The 20,424-nt window shown below is 71.0% G+C and carries 21 protein-coding genes and 1 pseudogene; 16 read left to right on the forward strand and 6 right to left on the reverse strand.

The genetic code is table 11. From position 1 onward, the window contains the following. Positions 1–97: 97 nt before the first annotated feature. Both APR04_RS17715 and APR04_RS17720 read right to left on the reverse strand, forming a co-directional pair. The gene (locus APR04_RS17715) at positions 98–853 is read right to left on the reverse strand and encodes a response regulator (RefSeq protein WP_253872441.1); all 756 of its coding nucleotides are present in this window, start codon (positions 851–853) and stop codon (positions 98–100) included. Further along, on the reverse strand, positions 850–2,226 hold the full coding sequence (locus APR04_RS17720) for a sensor histidine kinase (protein ID WP_253872444.1): 1,377 nt from the start codon (positions 2,224–2,226) through the stop codon (positions 850–852). The genes APR04_RS17715 and APR04_RS17720 overlap by 4 nt, the downstream gene beginning before the upstream one ends. Before the next feature lie 195 nt (positions 2,227–2,421). On the opposite strand from APR04_RS17720, the gene APR04_RS17725 reads away from it, so the two are divergent. The 4 genes from APR04_RS17725 to APR04_RS17740 are packed head-to-tail and all read left to right on the forward strand — an operon-like array spanning position 2,422 to position 6,306. Further along, positions 2,422–3,423: a Bug family tripartite tricarboxylate transporter substrate binding protein gene (locus APR04_RS17725; RefSeq protein WP_253872447.1), complete on the forward strand. Its 1,002-nt coding sequence runs from the start codon at positions 2,422–2,424 to the stop codon at positions 3,421–3,423. Continuing rightward, the gene (locus tag APR04_RS17730) at positions 3,420–4,025 is read left to right on the forward strand and encodes a tripartite tricarboxylate transporter TctB family protein (RefSeq protein WP_253872450.1); all 606 of its coding nucleotides are present in this window, start codon (positions 3,420–3,422) and stop codon (positions 4,023–4,025) included. Before APR04_RS17725 ends, APR04_RS17730 begins: the two co-directional genes overlap by 4 nt. Further along, the gene (locus tag APR04_RS17735) at positions 4,018–5,520 is read left to right on the forward strand and encodes a tripartite tricarboxylate transporter permease (RefSeq protein WP_253872453.1); all 1,503 of its coding nucleotides are present in this window, start codon (positions 4,018–4,020) and stop codon (positions 5,518–5,520) included. The genes APR04_RS17730 and APR04_RS17735 overlap by 8 nt, the downstream gene beginning before the upstream one ends. A gap of 9 nt (positions 5,521–5,529) precedes the next feature. Beyond that, positions 5,530–6,306, forward strand: coding sequence for an SDR family NAD(P)-dependent oxidoreductase (locus APR04_RS17740; protein WP_253872455.1), 777 nt, complete (start codon positions 5,530–5,532; stop codon positions 6,304–6,306). 43 nt (positions 6,307–6,349) lie between these two features. Here APR04_RS17740 and APR04_RS17745 read toward each other — a convergent pair. After that, positions 6,350–6,556: pseudogene (locus APR04_RS17745) on the reverse strand (CorA family divalent cation transporter); the annotation flags it as partial. A 101-nt stretch (positions 6,557–6,657) separates the two neighbouring features. Between APR04_RS17745 and pyrE the strand changes: the two are divergent. Both pyrE and APR04_RS17755 read left to right on the forward strand, forming a co-directional pair. Then, positions 6,658–7,233 (forward strand): orotate phosphoribosyltransferase, encoded by a 576-nt coding sequence (gene pyrE / locus APR04_RS17750; protein WP_253872458.1) that lies wholly within the window; start codon positions 6,658–6,660, stop codon positions 7,231–7,233. A gap of 81 nt (positions 7,234–7,314) precedes the next feature. Beyond that, positions 7,315–8,043 (forward strand): type III secretion system chaperone family protein, encoded by a 729-nt coding sequence (locus APR04_RS17755; protein WP_253872461.1) that lies wholly within the window; start codon positions 7,315–7,317, stop codon positions 8,041–8,043. A gap of 24 nt (positions 8,044–8,067) precedes the next feature. Here APR04_RS17755 and APR04_RS17760 read toward each other — a convergent pair whose 3' ends face one another. Beyond that, entirely contained in the window at positions 8,068–8,844 is a 777-nt protein-coding gene (locus APR04_RS17760) for an HAD-IIA family hydrolase (protein ID WP_253872463.1), read from the reverse strand. 89 nt (positions 8,845–8,933) lie between these two features. Here APR04_RS17760 and APR04_RS17765 point away from each other — a divergent pair, with 89 nt between their 5' ends. From APR04_RS17765 to fbaA, 7 genes are all read left to right on the forward strand, one after another. Next, the gene (locus tag APR04_RS17765) at positions 8,934–9,920 is read left to right on the forward strand and encodes a DUF368 domain-containing protein (RefSeq protein ID WP_253872466.1); all 987 of its coding nucleotides are present in this window, start codon (positions 8,934–8,936) and stop codon (positions 9,918–9,920) included. Continuing rightward, positions 9,917–10,549: a TrmH family RNA methyltransferase gene (locus tag APR04_RS17770; protein ID WP_372496127.1), complete on the forward strand. Its 633-nt coding sequence runs from the start codon at positions 9,917–9,919 to the stop codon at positions 10,547–10,549. The genes APR04_RS17765 and APR04_RS17770 overlap by 4 nt, the downstream gene beginning before the upstream one ends. Before the next feature lie 93 nt (positions 10,550–10,642). Next, positions 10,643–11,197, forward strand: a complete 555-nt coding sequence (locus tag APR04_RS17775) for a hypothetical protein (RefSeq protein WP_253872471.1) — start codon at positions 10,643–10,645, stop codon at positions 11,195–11,197. 3 nt (positions 11,198–11,200) lie between these two features. Further along, on the forward strand, positions 11,201–12,307 hold the full coding sequence (locus tag APR04_RS17780) for an amidoligase family protein (RefSeq protein WP_253872473.1): 1,107 nt from the start codon (positions 11,201–11,203) through the stop codon (positions 12,305–12,307). After that, complete coding sequence (locus APR04_RS17785; protein ID WP_253872476.1) at positions 12,304–12,903, forward strand: RNA polymerase sigma factor; 600 nt, start codon at positions 12,304–12,306, stop codon at positions 12,901–12,903. The genes APR04_RS17780 and APR04_RS17785 overlap by 4 nt, the downstream gene beginning before the upstream one ends. After that, on the forward strand, positions 12,900–13,616 hold the full coding sequence (locus APR04_RS17790) for a hypothetical protein (protein ID WP_253872478.1): 717 nt from the start codon (positions 12,900–12,902) through the stop codon (positions 13,614–13,616). The genes APR04_RS17785 and APR04_RS17790 overlap by 4 nt, the downstream gene beginning before the upstream one ends. Before the next feature lie 140 nt (positions 13,617–13,756). Continuing rightward, positions 13,757–14,776, forward strand: a complete 1,020-nt coding sequence (gene fbaA / locus APR04_RS17795) for a class II fructose-bisphosphate aldolase (protein ID WP_253872479.1) — start codon at positions 13,757–13,759, stop codon at positions 14,774–14,776. Positions 14,777–14,868: 92 nt separating this feature from the next. Here the strand turns inward: fbaA and APR04_RS17800 are convergent, their stop codons facing one another. Beyond that, positions 14,869–15,339 (reverse strand): STAS domain-containing protein, encoded by a 471-nt coding sequence (locus APR04_RS17800; RefSeq protein WP_308292365.1) that lies wholly within the window; start codon positions 15,337–15,339, stop codon positions 14,869–14,871. Positions 15,340–15,609: 270 nt separating this feature from the next. Between APR04_RS17800 and APR04_RS17805 the strand changes: the two genes are divergently transcribed. After that, positions 15,610–17,958, forward strand: a complete 2,349-nt coding sequence (locus APR04_RS17805) for a SpoIIE family protein phosphatase (RefSeq protein WP_253872481.1) — start codon at positions 15,610–15,612, stop codon at positions 17,956–17,958. Positions 17,959–18,047: 89 nt separating this feature from the next. Here APR04_RS17805 and APR04_RS17810 read toward each other — a convergent pair whose 3' ends face one another. Next, positions 18,048–18,452, reverse strand: a complete 405-nt coding sequence (locus APR04_RS17810) for an STAS domain-containing protein (protein ID WP_253872483.1) — start codon at positions 18,450–18,452, stop codon at positions 18,048–18,050. A gap of 131 nt (positions 18,453–18,583) precedes the next feature. On the opposite strand from APR04_RS17810, the gene APR04_RS17815 reads away from it, so the two are divergent. Continuing rightward, on the forward strand, positions 18,584–19,027 hold the full coding sequence (locus tag APR04_RS17815; protein WP_253872484.1) for a DUF3151 domain-containing protein: 444 nt from the start codon (positions 18,584–18,586) through the stop codon (positions 19,025–19,027). A 75-nt stretch (positions 19,028–19,102) separates the two neighbouring features. After that, positions 19,103–20,395, forward strand: coding sequence for an adenylosuccinate synthase (locus APR04_RS17820; RefSeq protein ID WP_253872485.1), 1,293 nt, complete (start codon positions 19,103–19,105; stop codon positions 20,393–20,395). The last annotated feature ends 29 nt before the right edge of the window (positions 20,396–20,424 follow it).

The following is a 20,424-nucleotide window of genomic DNA, read 5'->3' on the forward strand; positions in this document are numbered from 1 at the left end:
GCGGCTTCTACCCCGCGATTGCGCCCGGAACAGGGGCGAGATCTAGGCGCAATCACGGGGTACGCGCGCAGCACGGCCGAGGGCGGATCGGCGCCGGTCACGTCGGCCGGTAGCGGTTCTCCGGGCGGCCCGTCGCCCCGTAGCGCGGGCTGACCCGCGCATGGCCCTCGGCGACCAGGTGCTCCAGGTAGCGGCGAGCACTCACGCGTGACATCCCGACCGCCTCGGCGACCTCGACCGCCGACGCGTCCCTGATGCCGGACCCGCCCCGCCCGTCCGGCGCCCCCGGGCCGGTCGGCCCCTCCGGCCCGCCCGTGCTCGGGTCCGCGCACAGCCGGACCAGCGCCTCGTGGACCAGGGTGCGGCTCCGCTCGGAGAGTCCCTTCGGTGGCAGGGCCGTGGCCGACCGCGGACCGGCGAGGAGCTGGTCCACCTCGTCCTGACCGAGCGTGTCCTGGGCCCGTCGCACGTCCTCGCGCCGCTGCCACACCTCATCGAGGCGTTCGCGCAGGGCGGCGGCGCTGAAGGGCTTGACCAGGTAGGCGACGACGCCGCCGGCCATGGCCTGGCGCACGCTGTCGAGCTCCCGGGCAGCGGTGGTGGCGACGACGTCGACGGGCGGGCCGGGCAGCAGCCGCAGCCGGCGGAGCACGTCGAGCCCACCGATGTCCGGCAGGTGCAGGTCGAGCAGCACCAGGTCGGGCCGCAGCGCGGCTGCCAGCCGCAGCGCGTCCGCGCCGTTCCGGGCCTCGCCCACCACGACGAACCGGGGATGGCTCTCCACGAACTCCCGGTGCACGACGGCGACGGCAGGGTCGTCCTCGACGACGAGCGTCCGTGCGCGTTCCGTCATGGTGCCGCCTCCCCGGCCCCGGCCCTGGCCCGGACCCCGGCACCGACGCCGGCGCCGACCTCGGCCCCGGCCGCCCGGAAGAGCCCGCCCGACACCGGCACCCGGACCGGCAGCTCGACGGTCATCCGCGCCCCGCCGAGGTCGCCGGTCCCGATGGCCACCTCGCCGTCGCGCCGGTCCACCACCCGCCTGACCAGGGCAAGGCCGATGCCGCGGCTGTGCTCCCTCATCCCGGGCACCTTCGTGGAGAACCCGGCCTTGAAGACCTGGTGGTGCAGGTGGGTGGGCACGCCGGGGCCGTCGTCGTCGACCTGCAGGCGCAGGTGCGTGCCGTCGGAGGCCAGCAGCACCCGGACCCGTCCGTCGGGCGCAGTCGCGTCGACCGCGTTGTCGATCAGGTTCCCGAGCACGATGAGCGCGTCCGTGTGCAGCGACGAGGCGTCCGGCGTGGCCGGGGCGTCGAGGGTGGACGAGTCGTCGACATCGAGGAGCACGCCGCGCTCACGCGCCGTGACGGCCTTGACCAGGAGCAGCGCCGCGACCTCGGGGGACCGCACGCCCGGCGCGACCGCCGCCGAGGTGAACAGCCCCCCATAGCCCGACCGCTCGATGAACGCGACGGCATCCTCGGTGCGGCCCAGCTCCAGCAGCCCCGAGATCACGTGCACGGTGTTGGCGAACTCGTGCGACTGGGAGCGCAGGGCGTCGGTGAGGCCGCGGGTCTCCAGGAGGCCGGCGATGTCCTCGGGCTCGAGCAGGTAGATGCGGCGGCGTACCAGGCGGGTCAGCCACGCCGCGCAGAGCACGCCGACCGCCGCGGCGGCCGCGAGCGAGCCGAGCAGCCAGCCCCGGTCGTCGGTCAGGTCGGCGCGCAGCTCTGACTCGAGGATCCCGACGCTGGCGGTGCCGATGACGGGGGCGGTCGAGGCGTCGTCGGCCGCGTCCCCGTAGACGGGCACCTTGACGCGCCACGACGTGCCGAGCGTGCCGGTCTGCGTGCCCGTCCACACCCGCCCCGACAGGGGTACGGAGGGGTCGGTCGAGACCCGCCGCCCGATCTGCTCGGGGTCGGGATGGGAATAGCGCATGCCGGCGTCGTCGGTGACGACCACGTAGGTCACCTCGGACGCCTCACGGATGACCTCCGCGATCGGCTGGATCGTGGCGGAGGGGTCGTCGTCGTCGAACGCGTCCTGGATGGCGGGCAGCCGCGCCACCGACTGTGCCACCCCTGCCATCCGGTCGACGTAGGCCTCGCGGAGCTGGCGCTCCTGCAGGGCCGAGGCCACCAACCCGGTGGTGCACACCAGCACGAGCACGATCACGACCTGCAGCACCAACAGTTGCGCCCGGAGCGTCATCGCTCTTCTCACGGACGCCAGTGTGCACCGGTTGACGGCCGGTGCGGTAGCCGAGCGGTGCGACCGAAACGACCACAACCTTCGTTGCGACCACAACCAGGCCCCCGAGGCGTGCGCTCCCTACGCTCACGCCGAGGTAGACCGAGGGCCGTCGACGTAGCCGGCTCCGGGTACCCGCATCCGCCGCATCCACTCAAAGGAGAAGACATGCGCATCATGCGAACCGGGGCTGCCCCGGTCGGAATCGTCCTTGCACTGGCCCTGGCCGGCTGCTCCAGCCTTGAAGCGGGCGGTGGCGGCAGCGACGCCGCCATCGACGAGCTCAGCATCGTGGTCCCGGCGGGTCCGGGCGGCGGTTGGGACCAGACCGGCCGTGCCATGCAGGCCAACCTGCAGGACGAAGGCCTGGTCGGCAGCGCGACGGTGACCAACGTCGACGGAGCGGGCGGCACGGTCGGCCTGGCGAACATCGCCAACGCCTCCGACCCGAACACCCTCCTCGTGATGGGCCTGGTCATGGTGGGGGCCGTCGAGACCAACCAGTCGCAGGCACGGATCGAGCACACCACCCCGATCGCGCGCCTCACCGAGGAGCAGGAGGTCATCGTGGTTCCGGCGGAGTCGCCGTACGAGACCATCGACGACCTCCTGGCCGACATCGAGAAGAACGGCAAGGACGTGTCCATCACCGGCGGGTCCGCGGGCGGTACCGACCACATCCTCGCCGGGATGCTGCTCAAGGCCGCGGGGATGCCGCCGTCCAACATCGGGAACAAGCTCAACTACATTGCCTACTCCGGTGGCGGCGAGTCCCTGGCGGCGCTGCTCGGCAACAATGTCAACGCGGGCATCTCGGGCATCAGCGAGTACGCGGAGCAGGTCCAGGCCGGCGAGCTGCGGGCGCTCGCGGTCTCCGGCGAGGAGCGCGTCGATGCGCTCCCGGACACGCCGACCCTCACCGAGGCCGGGTACGACGTCGTCCTGACGAACTGGCGCGGTGTGGTCGCTCCCGGCTCCATCGACGACGAGGAGCGGGAGGCGCTGACCACCGCTGTCACGAAGCTCGCCGAGTCCGACGCGTGGCAGGCCACGCTCGAGGAGAAGGACTGGGACGACGCGTTCCTCGCCGGTGAGGAGTTCGACACCTACCTCGACGGCAACATCGCAGAGTCCTTGACGGTGCTCAAGGACATCGGTCTCATCCGGTGACGCCCGACGGCGCGGCGCCCGAGGCGCCCATAGCACCTGGTGCACCGACGGACGAGGCGGGCCCTCCGCCGTCGGACGCCCTGGAGCCGAGGGCGGCGCAGAAGCCGCGCCGCCGGTGGGGCGAGCTCGTGCTGGCCCTCGCCACCACGGCGCTCGGCACGTACGTCCTCGTGGCCGCCGGGAGCATCACCGTCCCTGGTTCGACCAACACGCTGGGACCGCGCGCCTTTCCCTACCTGGTGGGCGGCATGCTCGTCGTCGCGGGAGTGGTGCTGGTCGTCCTGGTCCTGAGCGGCCGGGGCGGCGAGGAGGAGGGCGGCGAGGACGTCGACCCGAACGTCCGGACCGACTGGCTGACCGTGGTGCTGATCGTGGCCATCCTGGTCGTCCACGTGTTCGCGATCAACGTCATCGGCTGGCCGTTCGCCGCCGCGATCCTGTTCGCGGGTGCCGCGGTCGTCCTCGGCGCGCGCCCGTGGTGGCGCGCCGCCGTGGCCGGGCTCGTGCTGGGCCTGATCATCCAAGTGATCTTCGGCGGGCTGCTGGGGCTGTCGCTCCCGGCCGGCCCGCTCCTGGAAGGGGTGCCGTTCCTCCGTGGATAACTTCTCCGCACTGCTCGACGGGTTCTCCACCGTCCTGCACCCCACCTACCTGCTGTGGGCGCTGTTCGGCGTGTTCATCGGGACGGCGGTCGGTGTGCTGCCGGGCATCGGCCCGGCCATGACGATCGCCCTGCTCCTGCCGCTGACCTACTCCCTCGAGCCGACGGCGGCGATCATCGTCTTCGCCGGCATCTACTACGGCGGCATGTACGGCGGGTCGACGACGTCGATCCTGCTCAACACGCCCGGCGAGTCCGCCTCGATCGTGACGGCGATCGAGGGCAACAAGATGGCGCGCGCCGGGAGGGGCGCTGCGGCGCTCGCCACCGCAGCCATCGGCTCGTTCGTGGCGGGGACCCTCGCCACGGTGGCGCTCACCTTCCTGGCGCCCGTGATCGCCCGCTGGGCGGTCCAGCTCGGCGAGCCCGACTACTTCGCCCTCATGGTGGTCGCGTTCATCACCGTGGGCGCCCTGCTCGGCTCGTCGGTCCCGCGCGGCCTCGCCGCGCTCTCCCTCGGCCTCTTCCTCGGGCTGGTCGGCACGGACACCCTGACCGGCCAGCAGCGCTTCACGTTCGGTGTGCCCAACCTTGCGGACGGGATCGACGTCGTGATCGTCGCCGTCGGCCTGTTCGCCGTCGGTGAGGCCCTGTACGTAGGTTCCCGGATGCGGCACGGCCCGATCAAGGTCATCCCGATCGAGAAGGGCTGGCGCTCCTGGATGAAGCCGGACGACTGGCGGCGCTCCTGGAAGCCGTGGCTGCGCGGCGCCGCGATCGGTTTCCCGGTGGGCACCATCCCGGCCGGCGGTGCCGACGTCGCGACGTTCCTCTCCTATGCCTCCGAGCGCAGGCTCGCCGGGAAGGAGCGGCGCAAGCAGTTCGGCAAGGGTGCCATCGAGGGCGTTGCCGGCCCGGAGGCCGCGAACAACGCGGCGTCGGCGGGCGTGCTGGTCCCCCTGCTCACCCTCGGCCTGCCCACGACGGCGACCGCGGCCATCATCATCGTCGCGTTCCAGTCCTACGGGATCCAGCCCGGCCCGCTCCTGCTGCAGAACGAGTCAACGCTCGTGTGGGCACTGATCGCGAGCCTGTACATCGGCAACGTCATGCTGGTGGTGCTGAACCTGCCGCTCGTTGGCATGTGGGTACGCGTGCTGCGCATCCCGCGGCACTACCTCTACGCGGGCATCATCCTGTTCGGCGCGCTCGGCTCGTACGCGCTGAACTTCTCGCCCGTCGACGTGCTGCTGCTGGTGCTGATCGGCCTCGCGGGGTTCTTCATGCGGCGGTACGGGTACCCGGTGGCGCCCCTGGTGGTCGGCATGATCCTCGGCCCGATGGCGGAGGACCGGCTGCGCCGTTCGCTCGCGATCAGCCAGGGCGACCTGTCCTACCTCGTGAGCAGCCCGTTCGCCGCGAGCGCGTACGTGGCGATCGTGGTGCTGCTGGCCCTGGGCATCTGGCTGAAGCGCCGGGAGCGTGCGCAGGCCTAGGCTGCGGACATGGGCACAGCACTGATCACCGGAGGCTCCGCCGGCCTGGGGCTCGAGCTCGCGCGGCAGCTCGCGGCGCGAGGCCACGACCTCGTGCTGGTGGCGCGCGACGAGGGCCGGCTGAACAAGGTCGCCGAGGAGCTCCGCTCCGCCCATGGTGCGGCGGTCGAGGTGCTCCCGGCGGACCTCTCGGTGCCCGACGACGTCGCGCGGGTCGCCCAGCGGCTCGCGGTCGTCGGCGGCCGGCCCGAGGACGGCGGCCTGCGCCCCGTCGGGCTGCTCGTCAATAACGCGGGCTTCGCCACCGGGGCGAGCTTCGCGACGGGCCGGGTCACCACGGAGCGCCGTGGGATCGACGTCATGGTGCGGGCGGTCGTGGAGCTGACGCACGCCGCCGTCGGGCAGATGCTCGAACGGGACCGGGGGGCGATCCTCAACGTCGGTTCGGTCGCCGCCCTCACCGCCGGCGGCACGTACGCAGCGGCGAAGGCGTACGTGCGGACCTTCACCGAGTCCCTGGCGGTCGAGCTCAGGGGCACGGGTGTGACGGCCACGCTGCTGTCCCCCGGGTTCACGCACACCGAGTTCCACGAGCGGGCCGGCATCCCCGAGTCGGCGATCCCGGACTGGGGCTGGCTCGACGCCGAGTACGTGGTCCGGACGGCCCTGGCGGACGTGCGCAGCGGCGTCGTGCTGTCCACGCCGTCGGTGCGCTACAAGCTGGCCAGCGCGGTGCTGCGGGCGGCGCCGCGCCGGGCCGTCCGCGCCCTCGGCAAGTACCGCTGACGAGCCGGCCGGCCCGGCGGGCGGACAACGGTGCGTGCGGCCGTCAGAGCCAGCCGACCCGCTTGAAGATCCAGTAGAAGATCCCGCCCAGACCGAGCATCCCGGCGATCGCGAGCGGGTACCCGAACGTCCAGTGCAGCTCGGGCATGTGGTCGAAGTTCATGCCGTAGATGGTGCCGATCAGCGTCGGTGCGAAGAGGATCGCCGCCCAGGCCGAGATCTTCTTGGTCTGCTCGCTCTGCGTCAGGCTCACAGCAGAACCCTCCCAGAGGTCGGCGGCAACCCAGGACGGCGCCCGCGCCACCAGGCAGGCTTCCGCGCGGCGTGCCGGCGCCACGTATTCTTGCCACCGTGAACTCTGACTTCTCCCCGACCCCGCGCGAGCAGCTGGCCGAGCTCATCAAGGAGCTCGCCGTGGTGCACGGCAGGGTGACTCTGTCCTCCGGCAAGGAGGCCGACTACTACGTCGACCTGCGCCGCATTACCCTGCACCACCGGGCCGCTCCGCTCGTCGGCCACGTGCTCCTTGACCATCTCGAGGAGGCAGGGCTCGGCACGGCGGAGATCGACGCCGTCGGTGGCCTCACGCTGGGCGCTGACCCGATCGCGGACGCGCTGCTGCACGCCGCGGCCTCGCGCGGCCAGGACCTGGACGCCTTCGTGGTGCGCAAGGCGGCGAAGGCGCACGGTATGCAGCGCCAGATCGAGGGGCCCGACATCGCAGGGCGCAAGGTGGTCGTCGTCGAGGACACCACCACCACCGGTGGGTCCCCCATCGCGGCGATCGAGGCGGCCCGGGCGGCCGGCGCCGAGGTGCTGGGCGTTGCCACGATCGTGGACCGGGCGACCGGCGCGGGCGAGAAGATCGAGGCCCTCGGGGTGCAGTACCACTACCTCTACGACCTGCAGGACCTCGGGCTCGCCTGAACCCCTCGATACCGTAATCTGGGCATCTCGATATCACTTACCGTGAAGACTTTTGCCTAGCGCTACTGTATCTTTAGATTCATGGGGCCATTTGTCGCTTTAGTCCTGCTCGTTGTCGGCGTAGTGACCTTCACCGTTGCCGCGGCACGGATGATGAGACGCGGCCGTTCGCAAGACGTCGCCCAATGGGCGGAGGCGAACGGCTGGGAGTACGTGGACAAAGATCTGACGCTTGCCCAGCGATGGAGCGGGCGGCCCTTCGGTATCGGCCTCGACCGGGTGGCTCGCGACGTCCTGCGCGGCAACGTCGACGGCCATGACATCGTCTCTTTCACCTATACCTGGCGCGCGGGCACGCCCGGCGCCGACTCGCGTCGTCGTGGTCTGCGGCGCACGGCGCACGTGGTCGCCCTCGACGCGCTGCCCGGCGAGCCGGTGGTCGACCTGTCGCCAGAGGGCTTCCGCGAGAAGTGGCAGAAGCTCTTCGGCGCCCAGGACGTCCAGATCGACAACCCCGCGTTCGACGGGCAGTGGCTCGTGCGGGCCTCCGACGAGGTGTTCGCCCGCCGTGCCCTCGACGCGCGGCTCGCGAACATCGTGATGCTGCCCGACTTCCACGGCTCCCGGCTGCGGATCGAGGGCCCCTCGATCCTGCTGTGGCGGCCCGGCCGCACCGATGTGACGACCCTGGCCGAGCGGGCCAAGCGGGTCGCGGAGGTCGCGCGCATCGTGCTGCCCATGGAGAAGGACAGCCCGCGCTTCGAGACCGGCGGCAAGATCGACGGCTTCGGGATCCCCGGCCTGACCTGACCCTGCGCTGCCCGGGCGGGCGGATCAGACCAGGTCGGCGATGTCCGCTATCGAGTTCACCACGTGGCTGGGGCGGAACGGGTACTTCTCGACCTCGTCGGCCGATGTCGAGCCCGTGAGCACCAGGAACGTCTCCAGGCCGGCCTCCATGCCGCCCAGGATGTCCGTGTCCATGCGGTCGCCCACCATGGCCGTTGACTCCGAGTGCGCGCCGATCAGGTTGAGCGCGGACCGGAACAGCACCGGGTTCGGCTTGCCCACGTAGTAGGGCTGGCGGCCGGTCGCCGCCGCGATCATCGCGGCCACCGACCCGGCAGCAGGCAGCACGCCTTCTTGCGAGGGGCCGGTGACGTCCGGGTTGGTGCAGATGAACCGGGCACCGCCGACGATCAGCCGGATGGCCTTGGTGATGGCCTCGAACGAGTAGGTCCGCGTCTCGCCGAGCACCACGTAGTCCGGGTCGGACTCGGTGAGGGTGAAGCCGGCCTGGTGCAGCGCCGTCGTCAGACCGGCCTCGCCGATCGCGTACGCGCTGCCGTTCGGGATCTGGTCCGCGACGAACTGGGCGGTCGCAAGGGCCGACGTCCAGATGTTCTGCTCCGGCACGTCGATGCCGCTGTAGGCGAGCCGGGCGCGCAGGTCGCGCGGCGTGAAGATCGAGTTGTTCGTCAGGACGAGGAACGGCAGGTCCTTGTCCCGCAGTGCCTTGATGAACTCGGGTCCGCCGGGCAGGGCCGTTCCCTCGTGCACCAGCACGCCGTCCATGTCAGTGAGCCAGGCTTCGGTGGTCCGCTCGATCATGGGCGTCAGCCTAACGCCAGCCACGTCCGGCTCGTGGGCACGCCTCGTGGGTGTGCGCCGAGCCCTGTGGCGGGTCGTAGGCTTCGCGCGTGACCAACCTTGTCCCTGACGACGCGACGCGCCCCGGGCCGGTTCGCCGCCACCCCTCCACGTCCTCCAGGACGCCCTGGTCCGCCGCACCGGGCAACGCGGTGCGCGGCGGACTGGTCGGCGCCGCCGAGTCGGTTCCCGGCATCTCGGGCGGCACCATCGCCCTCGTCGTCGGCCTGTACGACGGCCTGCTCGGCGCGGCCAGCCAGCTCGTGCACGCCCTCCGCGAGCTCGTCCAGGGCCTCGTCGGGCGCCGCGGCCTCCGGCAGGCCTCCGCGGCGCTGCGCGAGATCGACTGGCCGTTCCTCGTTCCGGTGCTCGCCGGCATGGTCGTGATCCTGCTCGTCTCGCTGAACACGATCGCGCCTCTGCTCGAGTCGAACCCCGTGCCGATGCGCGCACTGTTCTTCGGCATGATCGCCGTGTCGATCAGCGTCCCGCTGCGGATGATGCCGCACCGGTTCCGGCCGCTCGACGTCGGGCTGCTGGTGGCCGGGGCCATCGCCGCCTTCTTCCTGACGGGGCTGCCCGCCGCAGAGCTCAGCGACCCGCCCCTGTGGCTCGTGTTCGTCGGAGCGGCGATCGCCATCAACGCGCTCGTGCTGCCCGGCATCTCCGGCTCGTTCGTCCTGCTCGCCATGGGCCTGTACGTCCCGGTCCAGGCGGCCCTGCACGACCGCGACCTCGCGTTCATCGGCACCTTCATGCTCGGTGCGGCGGTCGGGCTCGGATCGTTCGTCAAGTTCCTGCACTGGCTGCTGGAGCACCGCCGTCAAGGCACGATGGCGCTGCTCGCCGGCCTCATGCTCGGCTCGCTGCGCGCGCTGTGGCCCTGGCAGGACGAGGCAGGCGACCTGCTGGCTCCCCCCGGAGACTTCATCGTCCCGGTGCTGCTCGCCCTGGTGGGTGCGGCGGTCGTCGCCGTGGCGATCTGGTGGGAGTCGCGCCGGACGCAGGGCTCGGCCGCTCCCGTCGCGGCAGGATGACGGGTGTGGCCGACGAGCCTGTCGGGACCGGCCACCCGGTCGGCGTCGGCCCCTGGCCCGGCCCGCTGCCCGACGACCCGCGCTACGACCCGGAGCTCCTGGCCGACGGCGACCGCCGGAACGTGGCCGACCAGTACCGGTACTGGTCCGTCGAGGCGATAGTCGCCGACCTGGACACGCGCAGGCATCCCCTCCACGTGGCCATCGAGAACTGGGCGCACGACCTCAACATCGGCTCCGTCGTCCGCACCGCCAACGCGTTCAACGCGGCAGGCGTGCACATCGTGGGCCGGCGCCGGTGGAACCGCCGCGGCGCGATGGTCACCGACCGGTACCTGCACGTGACGCACCATCCGGACGCCGGGGCGCTGGCCGAGTGGGCGGCGTCCCCCGGGCTCCCGATCATCGGCATCGACAACGTGCCAGGCTCCGTGCCGATCGAGGGCTACGCGCTCCCGCGCGAGTGCGTCCTGCTGTTCGGCCAGGAGTCCACCGGCCTGACTGCGGAGGCGCAGGCCGCGTGCGACGTCGTCCTGCACATCACGCAGTACGGCTCGACCCGCTCGATCAACGCGGGAGCAGCGGCTGCGATCGCCATGCACGCGTGGGCGACGCAGCACGCTCGGTGACCGGGCGAAAGTAGTGGCGCTCGTGACTCCACATCTCGCGGGTGAGCGGCGTCTTAAGGGGCGCAAGCACATCCCACGCACCTGGAGGTCCACGTGACCAGCACGACCCGCACCCTCCGCTCCAAGACCTTCCGCATCACCGCGATCGGCGTCGCGGCCACCGGCCTGTGCGTCGCAGGCGCAGGCCTGGCCGCCGCGGCCAACCCGACCTCGAGCTTCGGTCAGGCGGTCGGCACCACGGTGAACGCCGTCGGCGTCGACTGGTCCGACATGCCCGCCGGGTACACCCAGGCGCAGTACGAGGCGTTCTGGGGCGCCGAGTACAGCGGTGAGGACCTCGTCGAGCTGCAGGAGATCTGGTCGCTCGAGGAGACCGAGACCAAGTCCCGCGCCGGACAGATGATCCTGGACGGCGAGGAGCTCCCGTTCGCGCCCGGTACGCACACCACACCCGAGCTGCCCGCGAACGAGTCCGAGGCGATCCTGGCGTTCCTCGACGCCGGCTACTCGGGCGGGGACGTCGAGGAGCTGAGCGCCCTGTGGAACACCGAGTACGTGGAGACCAAGGCCCGCGCCGGTCAGATGGTGCTCGACGGCGAGGAGCTGCCCCTCGACCCCGCCGACGTGGCCACCACGTCCGGTAGCTGACCTGTGCTCCCGGCACCGCTGACGACTCGCCAGGAGACGACCATCGACACCCTCACGCTGCGCACCGGCTTCGAGATCGAGCTGCTCGCGCCCGCCGGCTCCGACCGGCAGGTGCTCGCGGACGCTCTTGCCGCCCGCCGCGCCGGCCGGGTGTGCCGGTCGTTCCACACCGACAGCGAGCCGTCAGCGGTGCCGGGCGTCGGGGTGTTCCGGCACCTGTCCCCCGCGTTCGACGTGGTGGACGGTGCCGGCGCCCCGGTGGCGCGGCTCGTGGACGACATCACCATCGTGTCCGACCTGGCCGGCACGACAACCCGGCCCGGGCACCGCGGGTGGTACCGGGTGCTGTGCGACGAGCCCCGTCTGCTGCGCCTGATCGAGCGGTGCTCGGACCCTGTCGCCGCCCTGCCCGACGTCCTGGCTCCGGTCGCCGAGCTGTTCGGCACCCAGGTCGAGCCGAGAGGCGGGGCGGCGAGGGTGAACGACGCCTCTGGCGCCACCATCGCGGTCGCGATGCCGCTGCCGGCAGGGCGCGAGCGGCCCTGCGAGGTGGTCACCCCGCCGATCACCGAGGACCACGGCACGGTGCTCGACGAGCTGCTCACCCCCGCGCGGGACCTCGGCTTCACCGTGCCCGCAGAGGCCGCCGTCCACTTGCACCTGGACGGCGCGCCCTTCCGGCGGCCCGCGGCGTTCGCCAACCTGGTCCGGCTGTTCGGGCACTGGCGCGAACCGCTGTGGGCGGCGCTGGGCACCAACGAGGCCTGCCGCCGTCTGGCACCGCTGCCCACCGAGCTGCTCCGGCTCGTGGAGCGCGGTGACCAGTCGTGGGGCGAGCTGCGCGCGGCCGCGCGCGGGATCGGCCTGACGAAGTACGCCGACGTGAACCTCACCCAGCTCGTCGCCCCGCACCCCGTCCGCGACACCGTCGAGGTGCGCATCCTGCCCGGTGCGCTGGAGGCCTCGGACATCCTGCGCCGGGCCGCGCTCGTCGAGCGCCTGGTGCTGAGATGCCTCGACGACGCCCCGGTCCCGCGGCCCGACGGCGGCGCGGCGCACGACCCGACCGGGGCACTGCTGGCCCTGGCGACGACGGGAGCCGGTCGATGACCGTCTGGCTACCCGCCACCAGCCCGAACAGCACGCCCGTCCCGCGCGTGGTGGAGCCGCGAGTGCCCACGCACGACGCCGGCCACGCCGGCCCGGCCCGGACCCTGGACGAGCTGGTGCGGACGCACCTGCCTGGCCTGATCCGGTATGCGACGGTGCTGGTCGGTGACCAGCACACCGCCGCGGACCTGGTGCAGGAGGTACTGCTGCGCGCTCACCAGCGGTGGCACCGGATCGCCCTGACGGAGCGGCCCGACCTGTACCTCCGGCGCATGATCACCAACGAGCACCTCTCGTGGCGCCGCCGTTGGCACGTGCGGATGATCCAGCCCACCGCCGACGACACGCTGGTCAGGCGCGGTGGCACCGCGGGGGACCACGCGGAGAACCTCGCACAGGAGGACGACATGTGGCGCCGCCTCGAACAGCTTCCGGCGCGGCAGCGCACGGTGCTCGTGCTCCGGTACTACGAGGGGCTGGTGGACACGGAGATCGCGACAGTTCTCGGCACCTCGCCCGCCACCGTTCGTTCCCACGCCTCGCGCGCTCTGGCCACTCTCCGGCGCACCGCCCCGATCTTCATGGAGACGAGATGAACCACGACCGTCCCACGGGCACTCCGGTGCCCGGAACCCGGCCGGAGGGCCGCACCCGGCACGATGCCCAGCACGACGCCCTCGCCGAGCAGATCGCGGCGGCCCTGCGCTCGCGCGAGCCTGCCGCCGCCGACACCGCTGCGCTGACCCAGCGGATCGCTGCCCGTGTCGGAGCAGCGGCCGACGGCCGGAGCGGCGCCGCGACCCCGTTCGTCCGGCGCGCGGGCTTTATCGCGGTCACCGGTGTGGTCGCATCGGCACTGGGCGTGGTCGGAGCGGCCACCGCCGCGGCGACCGACCCCTATACGGAGTTCGCCGCCACGGTCGACGGCATCGCACACGCCGTGGGTGTCGACTGGTCCTCGATGCCCGACGGCTACACGCGCGAGCAGTACGAGGCGTTCTGGGGCGCCGAGTACAGCTACGAGGACCAGGTGAAGCTCGAGGAGATCTGGGCGCTCGACTCCACCGAGACCAAGGCACGGGCAGGCCAGATGATCCTGGACGGCAAGGAGCTCCCGTTCGAGCCGGGCAGATACACCACGCCAGAGCCGTCGGTGGCCGACACTGCGGCAGCTCATGCGTTCATCGATGCCGGCTACGACGCCGACGACGCCGAGGCGCTGAGCGACCTGTGGGAGACCGACTTCGTCGAGGCCAAGGTGCGGGCCGGCCGGATGCTGCTCGACGGCGAGACGCCGCCGCTGCCCTGATCGAGCGTGATTCGGCCGTTCGACTGTCGAACGGCCGCACACGGCTGCCTGTGGATCGTGGCAAGATCGATGGTGCATACCCGGGCGGCCTTGGACATTCCTGCGACCGCCCATCTCACCAGTCGTTTGGAGTTTCGCAGATGCCCATCGCAACCCCTGAGGTCTACGCCGAGATGATCGACCGGGCGAAGGCCGGCAAGTTTGCCTACCCCGCGGTCAACATCACGTCGTCGCAGACCATCACAGCCGCGCTTCAGGGCTTTGCCGAGGCGGAGTCGGACGGCATCATCCAGGTCTCCGTGGGTGGCGCCGAGTACGCATCGGGTTCGACGGTGAAGGACCGGGTCTCCGGTTCCCTCGCGCTGGCGGCCTACGCGCACGAGGTCGCAAAGGGCTACGGCGTCAACATCGCCATCCACACGGACCACTGCACGGCCGACAAGCTCGACTCCTGGGTCAAGCCGCTGCTCGCGATCGAGGCCGAGCAGGTGAAGAACGGCGGTCTGCCGACGTTCCAGTCGCACATGTTCGACGGCTCCACCGTGCCGATCGAGGAGAACCTCGTGATCGCGGCCGAGCTGCTCGAGCTGTCGCAGGCGGCGCGCACGATCCTCGAGATCGAGATCGGCGTCGTCGGTGGCGAGGAGGACGGCCACATGGCCGAGATCAACGACAAGCTGTACACGACGGTCGAGGACGGCCTGGCCACGATCAAGGCGCTCGGCTCGGGCGAGAAGGGCCGGTACCTCACGGCGCTGACCTTCGGCAACGTGCACGGCGTGTACAAGCCCGGCTCGGTCAAGCTCCGCCCGGAGATCCTGCTCGACATCCAGAAGGCCGTCGGTGCGGAGATCGGCGAGGAGATGCCGTTCGACCTCGTGTTCCACGGTGGCTCGGGCTCGACGGCGGAGGAGATCTCCGCGGCGGTCGACAACGGCGTCATCAAGATGAACATCGACACCGACACCCAGTACGCGTTCACGCGTCCGGTCGTCAGCCACATGTTCAAGAACTACGACGGCGTGCTGAAGATCGACGGCGAGGTCGGCAACAAGAAGGCCTACGACCCGCGCGCCTGGGGCAAGACGGCGGAGGCCGGCATGGCCGCCCGCATCGTCGAGGCCTGCCAGCAGCTCCGTTCGGCCGGCCACAAGATGTGAGTCGGCAGCTGGCGTGATCGGTAAAAGGTCAGGTGGTCGGCAGCTCGGGCTGCCGACCACCTGACCTTCTACCGACCATCCGAAGGCGGCCGTCAGCCGCCTACACCGGCAGGGGCCGGAGCGCCGTCGGACGGCGGCGGGCCGGACGGGCCGTCGTCGTCCAGCTCGAAGCCCGGGTCCTCGTCCACGATGTCGAGGAGGTCGCCGATCCGGGTCACCTCGAGCAGAAAGCGCACGGTCGGAGGTGCCCGCAGCACGCGCACGCGGTGCGGGCTGCGGCTCGCGAGGCGCGCGAGGAACGCGACGCCCGACGAGTCCATGAAGGTCACATGATGCGCGTCGATCTCGACCGGGAGACGTGACTCCTCGGCCGCGGCCGTGGCCTCGTGCAGATCTCCGCCGATATCGGCGTCGATCTCTCCGGAGAGCACGATCCGGGCGCGGGAGCGGCCCACGATGACGTGGATGCTCGCGGGATCGCCGATCTCGGGGGTCTGATGGCCGGGGTCCTGGGGGCTCCCGCCCTGCGGACCGCGCGGGGGGTCGTAAGTTCCGTCCTGCACGGTTCTCCTTCCGGGAGCAGTGGTCGTAGCGCTGTGTCGGTCCGATGATAGAGGTTGAGGTTCAGATCTCGGACCGTCCCAATCTACGGTTGAATGTCCTGCTGGAGAAGCACCTCGAGCAACAGATACCGTTGGGAGGGCATTTTGACCGATTCATCCGGTCTGACACCGTCCTCTCCGCCGCCGCGGCACCCCGGCCTTTCCGTATTCGGCCTTGGTCCGACTCAGGACGGGACATCGAACGGTAGAACGAGCAGAACATCGAACGGTATGTCGAACGGGAACGGCTTCGGCGCCGGCAGGCCTGCTCGTGCCGACGCGGTGAGCGTGCCCCCGAGCATCCCGCCGAGCAACGCGCCGCGGGGCGCTCACCGGGCAGCCGGCGGCGCGGAACCGCGGAGGCACGCACCGAGCACCGGCATCCCGCGGACCCTGCCGCCGTCGGTCGGCGATGTGGTCCTGCGCGCCGCGGTGAGCGTGGGCATCCCCGTCTTCCTGACCGGGCCCACCGAGGACGGCATGCCGATGCTGTGGGCCAACAGCGCGTTCGAGCACTACGCGGGCGTGCGGTTCACCGACTTCGCCGGGTACACGGTGCGTCGGCTCGGCGAGATGCTCGTGGAGCCGCAGGACCTCGAGCGGATGACCGAGCTGGTCAACGCGGGCCAGGAGGTGCACGCGACCGTGCGCTCCCACCTGCGTGGTGGCACGCACGGCTGGGCCCAGCTCACGCTCACCCCTGTCCGTGCGGGCCGCAGCGAACGCATCACCCACTGGGTCGGCTTCAGCGTGGACGTCTCCGACCACATGGAGCGGCACGCTGCCCAGCTCGCGAGCCTCGAGGTCGAGCGGCAGCAGCGCGAGGACCTCGACCTCATCGCGCAGACCACCGAGATCCTGACCGACCTCGAGTACCCGTACGCCCTGCGCGACATCGCGGAGCTGCTCCAGTCGATGGTGCGCTGGGCCGGTTTCTACGTGAACGACGACGGTCTCAGGCACGCCGCAGGCATCGACGTCGCGGCACCGCCGAGCGGCCGTGGACGCAGGCACGCGCGGTACATCGAGGGCGACAACATCGCGGACAAGAGCCAGCGCCGTCGGCCGCAGACCGATGCGCTCGGTGACTCCGTCACCACCGGGCCCATGCCCATCCTCGAGGTGGTGGACTCGGTGCAGGACGTGCTCGACGGCGCGCTCGACGGCCCCGTCGCGCTGCACCTCGACATCCCGCACGCGCCGCACTCGGCGTCGGGCTGGCTGCAGCGCGACCTCACGCTGCGCCTCGCCGACGAGCTGGGCAAGGCGCCCGAGTCGGTCGTGGTGCACCCCGTAGCCGGACGGCGGGACGTGCTCGGGCTGGTCGTGATCGTCCCGGACGAGGACGAGCCGGGCGACTACGTCGATGCCGACGAGTCGGACACGCTGCGCACGGTGGTGGAGGTGGTGGCCCGTCGCGCGGGCAGCGCCATCGACAACGCGCGCATGTACGCGCGGGAGCACAAGCTCGCCGAGACCTTGCAGCGCGCCATGCTCCCCGAGCAGGCCGACGTCGCGGGGCTCGACGTATGGACCTACTACGCCCCGAACGCCGAGCACGCCCAGGTGGGCGGTGACTGGTACGACGTGCTGCAGATCTCGCCGGAGCTCGTCGGCCTGGTCATCGGCGACGTCGTCGGGCACGACGTCGAGGCCGCCGCGACCATGGGGCAGCTGCGGTCCGTGGTGCGCTCGTACGCCTTCGAGCTGTCGACGCCGAGCCGCGTGCTCGAACGCGTGGACCAGCTCGTCGCCGGCATGGGCATCCCGCGCTCGGCAAGCATGGTGTACGCCTCCCTGAAGCGCGAGGAGGAGCCGGACGTCTGGACCATCGGCTACTCGCGTGCGGGCCATCTGCCGCCGCTCCTGCTGCGTGCCGGCGAGGTGATCAAGCTGGACGAGGGCGGCGGTGCGCTCGTCGGCTTCGGGTCACGGGAGCGGACCACCGGCGAGGCGCGCCTCCAGCCGGGTGACACGCTCCTGTTCTACACGGACGGGCTGATCGAGCGGCGCGACCGGTCCCTGCGGCTGGGCCTCGATGCGCTGCTGGAGACGGCGTCGGCCATCACGGCCCGTGACGCAGCGGGTGTGGGCGAGGAGCTGCTGTCCCGCCTGGCGGACGCACCGGAGGACGACGTGGCGATAGTCGTGGTCCGCATCCCCGACCCGACCGGCGACGCCGGGGAGACCGCTCTGTCGCCGCGGTGGCGGCGCTGGATGCTGCCGAGCGAGCCGTCGTCGATCGGCAGGGCCCGGCACTCGGTGCTGCGCACCTGTCAGGCGTGGGGGATCGAGGAGTCCGCGCAGGCGGAGCTCGTGGTGTCGGAGCTGGTCGCGAACGGTGTGCTGCACGGTTGGGGGCACATCGCGCTGCGCCTGTACGACACCGGCGACGGGCTGCGGATCGAGGTCGAGGACAACAACCCCGCGCCGCCGGTCGCCACCGACGGGCACCCGAACCGCCTGGGTGGGTTCGGCATGCAGATCGTGGACCGGCTGGCCGAGTGGGGCTGGCGCCCGTCGGGCAGCGGAAAGCTGGTCTGGGCAAAGCTCCGTCGCCAGCCCACCCCACCCAAGTAGCTGGTTGTGGGCGCGATCATTTGTGGCTAGAACGGACAGGTAGCCGCAAAGATCGCGCGCACAACCGAGCAGGGGGTTTGGATAACGTTTTACGCAGTGGACGCGTCGCGATGGGATAACGGGGACACGTCATCCTCCCGCGAGGCCAGGACCGCGAATCCCGAGTCAGGGGCGGAGGGCTCGCACGAGTGCTCGTCGTCGATGCGGAAGAGCTCCATCGCTCCGCACACCTCGAGCACGAACAGATCGCGCTCGTCAGCCCCGCGGATCACGGTGGCGCCGCCGCGCTTGCGGCCGGCGTCGGCCAGCGAGATGAGGAACGCGGCCCCGGTGGAGTCCATGAACGTGACCCGGCACATGTCGATGACGAGCAGCTGCCTGCGCAGGCCGACGACGCGCGCCGCGATCTCCGGGAACTGGTCTCGTTCGGCGAGGTCGAGGTCGCCGGCGATCACGAGCGTCGTCGTCGTGGGAGACGTCGCGATCTCGATCATGTGTCGAGCGTAACGACTGTTGTCGGATCGCACCGGATGAAAGGCAAAATTCACCATCCCGGCCGGTGTCCGGGGCAATGCCGTGCGGTCCCCTTTGTCCATCCCTGCCGTCGAGGTGTGAGAATTTGCGCATGAGTACTCACGAGAACCTGCTGCAGGGCCCCGAGCCGACCTTGCTCCCCGACGACTACCCGGCAGCTCGTGAGCGCCTGACCAGCGGTGACGACCCGGTCGAGGTAGCGGCGTCGGCCCCGGCGTCGTCCATCGTCTGGGCGGTCCTCGCGGAGGGCGCGCTCGCAGCGGACAGCGCCGCGGGCAATGTCGAGGCGTACGCCTACGCGCGCACCGGGTACCACCGTGGGCTGGACGCGCTGCGCCGGGCCGGCTGGCGCGGGCAGGGCCCGATCCCGGCGAGCCACGGGCCGAACCAGGGCTTTCTCCGGGCGCTGCTCGCGCTCTCCCGGGCGGCTCACCTCATCGGCGAGGAGGACGAGTCGGAGCGTTGTGCGAAGTTCCTGACCGACTCGGGCACTTCGGTGGACGAGGTACGCGCCCTGACGCTCACCACGAAGTAGACTCGGGCGCGGCCCGCGGGCGCCATCGTGCGCACGACGCGGAGCAACCCCAGCAATCCGAGAAGGTGGAGATCCATGCCAGGCGTCGTGCTCGTCGGGGCCCAGTGGGGCGATGAGGGCAAGGGAAAGGCGACGGACCTCCTTGGCTCCCGCGTCGATTACGTGGTCAAGTTCAACGGGGGGAACAACGCGGGACACACCGTCGTCATCGACGACGAGAAGTACGCGCTGCACCTCCTGCCGTCGGGGATCCTGTCGCCGGGCGTGGTGCCGGTCATCGCCAACGGCGTGGTGGTCGACATCGAGGTCCTCTTCGAGGAGCTCGACGCCCTGATCGAGCGCGGGGTCGACGTGTCCCGCCTGCTCGTCTCGGGCAGCGCGCACATCATCGCCCCGTACCACCGCACCATCGACAAGGTCACCGAGCGGTTCCTCGGCAAGCGCCGCATCGGCACGACGGGCCGCGGGATCGGCCCGTCGTACGCCGACAAGATCAACCGCGTCGGGATCCGCATGTGGGACCTGTTCGACGAGAAGATCCTGCGCGCCAAGATCGAGGGCTCGCTCGACCAGAAGAACCACCTGATGGTGAAGGTCTACAACCGTCGGGCCATCACGGTGGACGAGACGCTCGACGAGCTGCTCCAGTACGCCGACCGGCTGAGGCCCATGGTCACGGACACCGCCGTCGAGCTGGACAAGGCCATCCAGGCGGGCAAGACCGTCCTGTTCGAGGCGGGCCAGGCGACCATGCTCGACATCGACCACGGCACCTACCCGTTCGTGACGTCGTCCAGCGCGACGGCGGGCGGCGCGGTGACGGGGTCTGGCATCGGGCCCACCCGGATCGACTCCGTGATCGGTGTCATCAAGGCGTACACGACGCGCGTCGGCGAGGGACCGTTCCCCACCGAGCTGTTCGACGACAAGGGCGAGTTCCTGCGCAAGACCGGCGGTGAGTACGGCGTCACCACGGGCCGCGCGCGCCGCACCGGCTGGTACGACGCGGTCATCGCCCGCTACGCGACCCGCATCAACGGGCTCACCGACATCGTGCTCACCAAGCTCGACGTGCTCACCGGCATGGAGAAGGTGCCCGTCTGCGTGGCGTACGACGTCGACGGCGTCCGCCTCTCCGAGATGCCCACCGACCAGACGGCGTTCCACCACGCGAAGCCGATCTACGAGGAGTTCGACGGCTGGTGGGAGGACATCTCCAAGGCCCGCGCCTTCGAGGACCTGCCGCCGAACGCCCAGGCCTACGTGAAGGCGCTCGAGGAGATGTCCGGCACCCGGATCTCCGCGATCGGCGTGGGCCCGAAGCGCGACGAGATCATCCCTGTCCACGACCTCATCCACAGCCGCTGAGTCGGTACCCACCAAGAGAGCCCTCTGCC

This window comes from Promicromonospora umidemergens (genome assembly GCF_024171995.1).
Classification (GTDB): Bacteria; Actinomycetota; Actinomycetes; order Actinomycetales; family Cellulomonadaceae; genus Promicromonospora; species Promicromonospora umidemergens.

Excerpts from the sequence above, each read along its gene's own strand:
- APR04_RS17715 (WP_253872441.1), bottom strand. The coding sequence starts at position 853 with ATGACGGAACGCGCACGGACGCTCGTCGTCGAGGACGACCCTGCCGTC.
- APR04_RS17725 (WP_253872447.1), top strand. The coding sequence starts at position 2,422 with ATGCGCATCATGCGAACCGGGGCTGCCCCGGTCGGAATCGTCCTTGCA.
- APR04_RS17740 (WP_253872455.1), top strand. The coding sequence starts at position 5,530 with ATGGGCACAGCACTGATCACCGGAGGCTCCGCCGGCCTGGGGCTCGAG.
- APR04_RS17755 (WP_253872461.1), top strand. The coding sequence starts at position 7,315 with ATGGGGCCATTTGTCGCTTTAGTCCTGCTCGTTGTCGGCGTAGTGACC.
- APR04_RS17760 (WP_253872463.1), bottom strand. The coding sequence starts at position 8,844 with ATGATCGAGCGGACCACCGAAGCCTGGCTCACTGACATGGACGGCGTG.
- APR04_RS17770 (WP_372496127.1), top strand. The coding sequence starts at position 9,917 with ATGACGGGTGTGGCCGACGAGCCTGTCGGGACCGGCCACCCGGTCGGC.
- APR04_RS17785 (WP_253872476.1), top strand. The coding sequence starts at position 12,304 with ATGACCGTCTGGCTACCCGCCACCAGCCCGAACAGCACGCCCGTCCCG.
- APR04_RS17790 (WP_253872478.1), top strand. The coding sequence starts at position 12,900 with ATGAACCACGACCGTCCCACGGGCACTCCGGTGCCCGGAACCCGGCCG.
- fbaA (WP_253872479.1), top strand. The coding sequence starts at position 13,757 with ATGCCCATCGCAACCCCTGAGGTCTACGCCGAGATGATCGACCGGGCG.
- APR04_RS17805 (WP_253872481.1), top strand. The coding sequence starts at position 15,610 with ATGTCGAACGGGAACGGCTTCGGCGCCGGCAGGCCTGCTCGTGCCGAC.
- APR04_RS17810 (WP_253872483.1), bottom strand. The coding sequence starts at position 18,452 with ATGATCGAGATCGCGACGTCTCCCACGACGACGACGCTCGTGATCGCC.
- APR04_RS17815 (WP_253872484.1), top strand. The coding sequence starts at position 18,584 with ATGAGTACTCACGAGAACCTGCTGCAGGGCCCCGAGCCGACCTTGCTC.
- APR04_RS17820 (WP_253872485.1), top strand. The coding sequence starts at position 19,103 with ATGCCAGGCGTCGTGCTCGTCGGGGCCCAGTGGGGCGATGAGGGCAAG.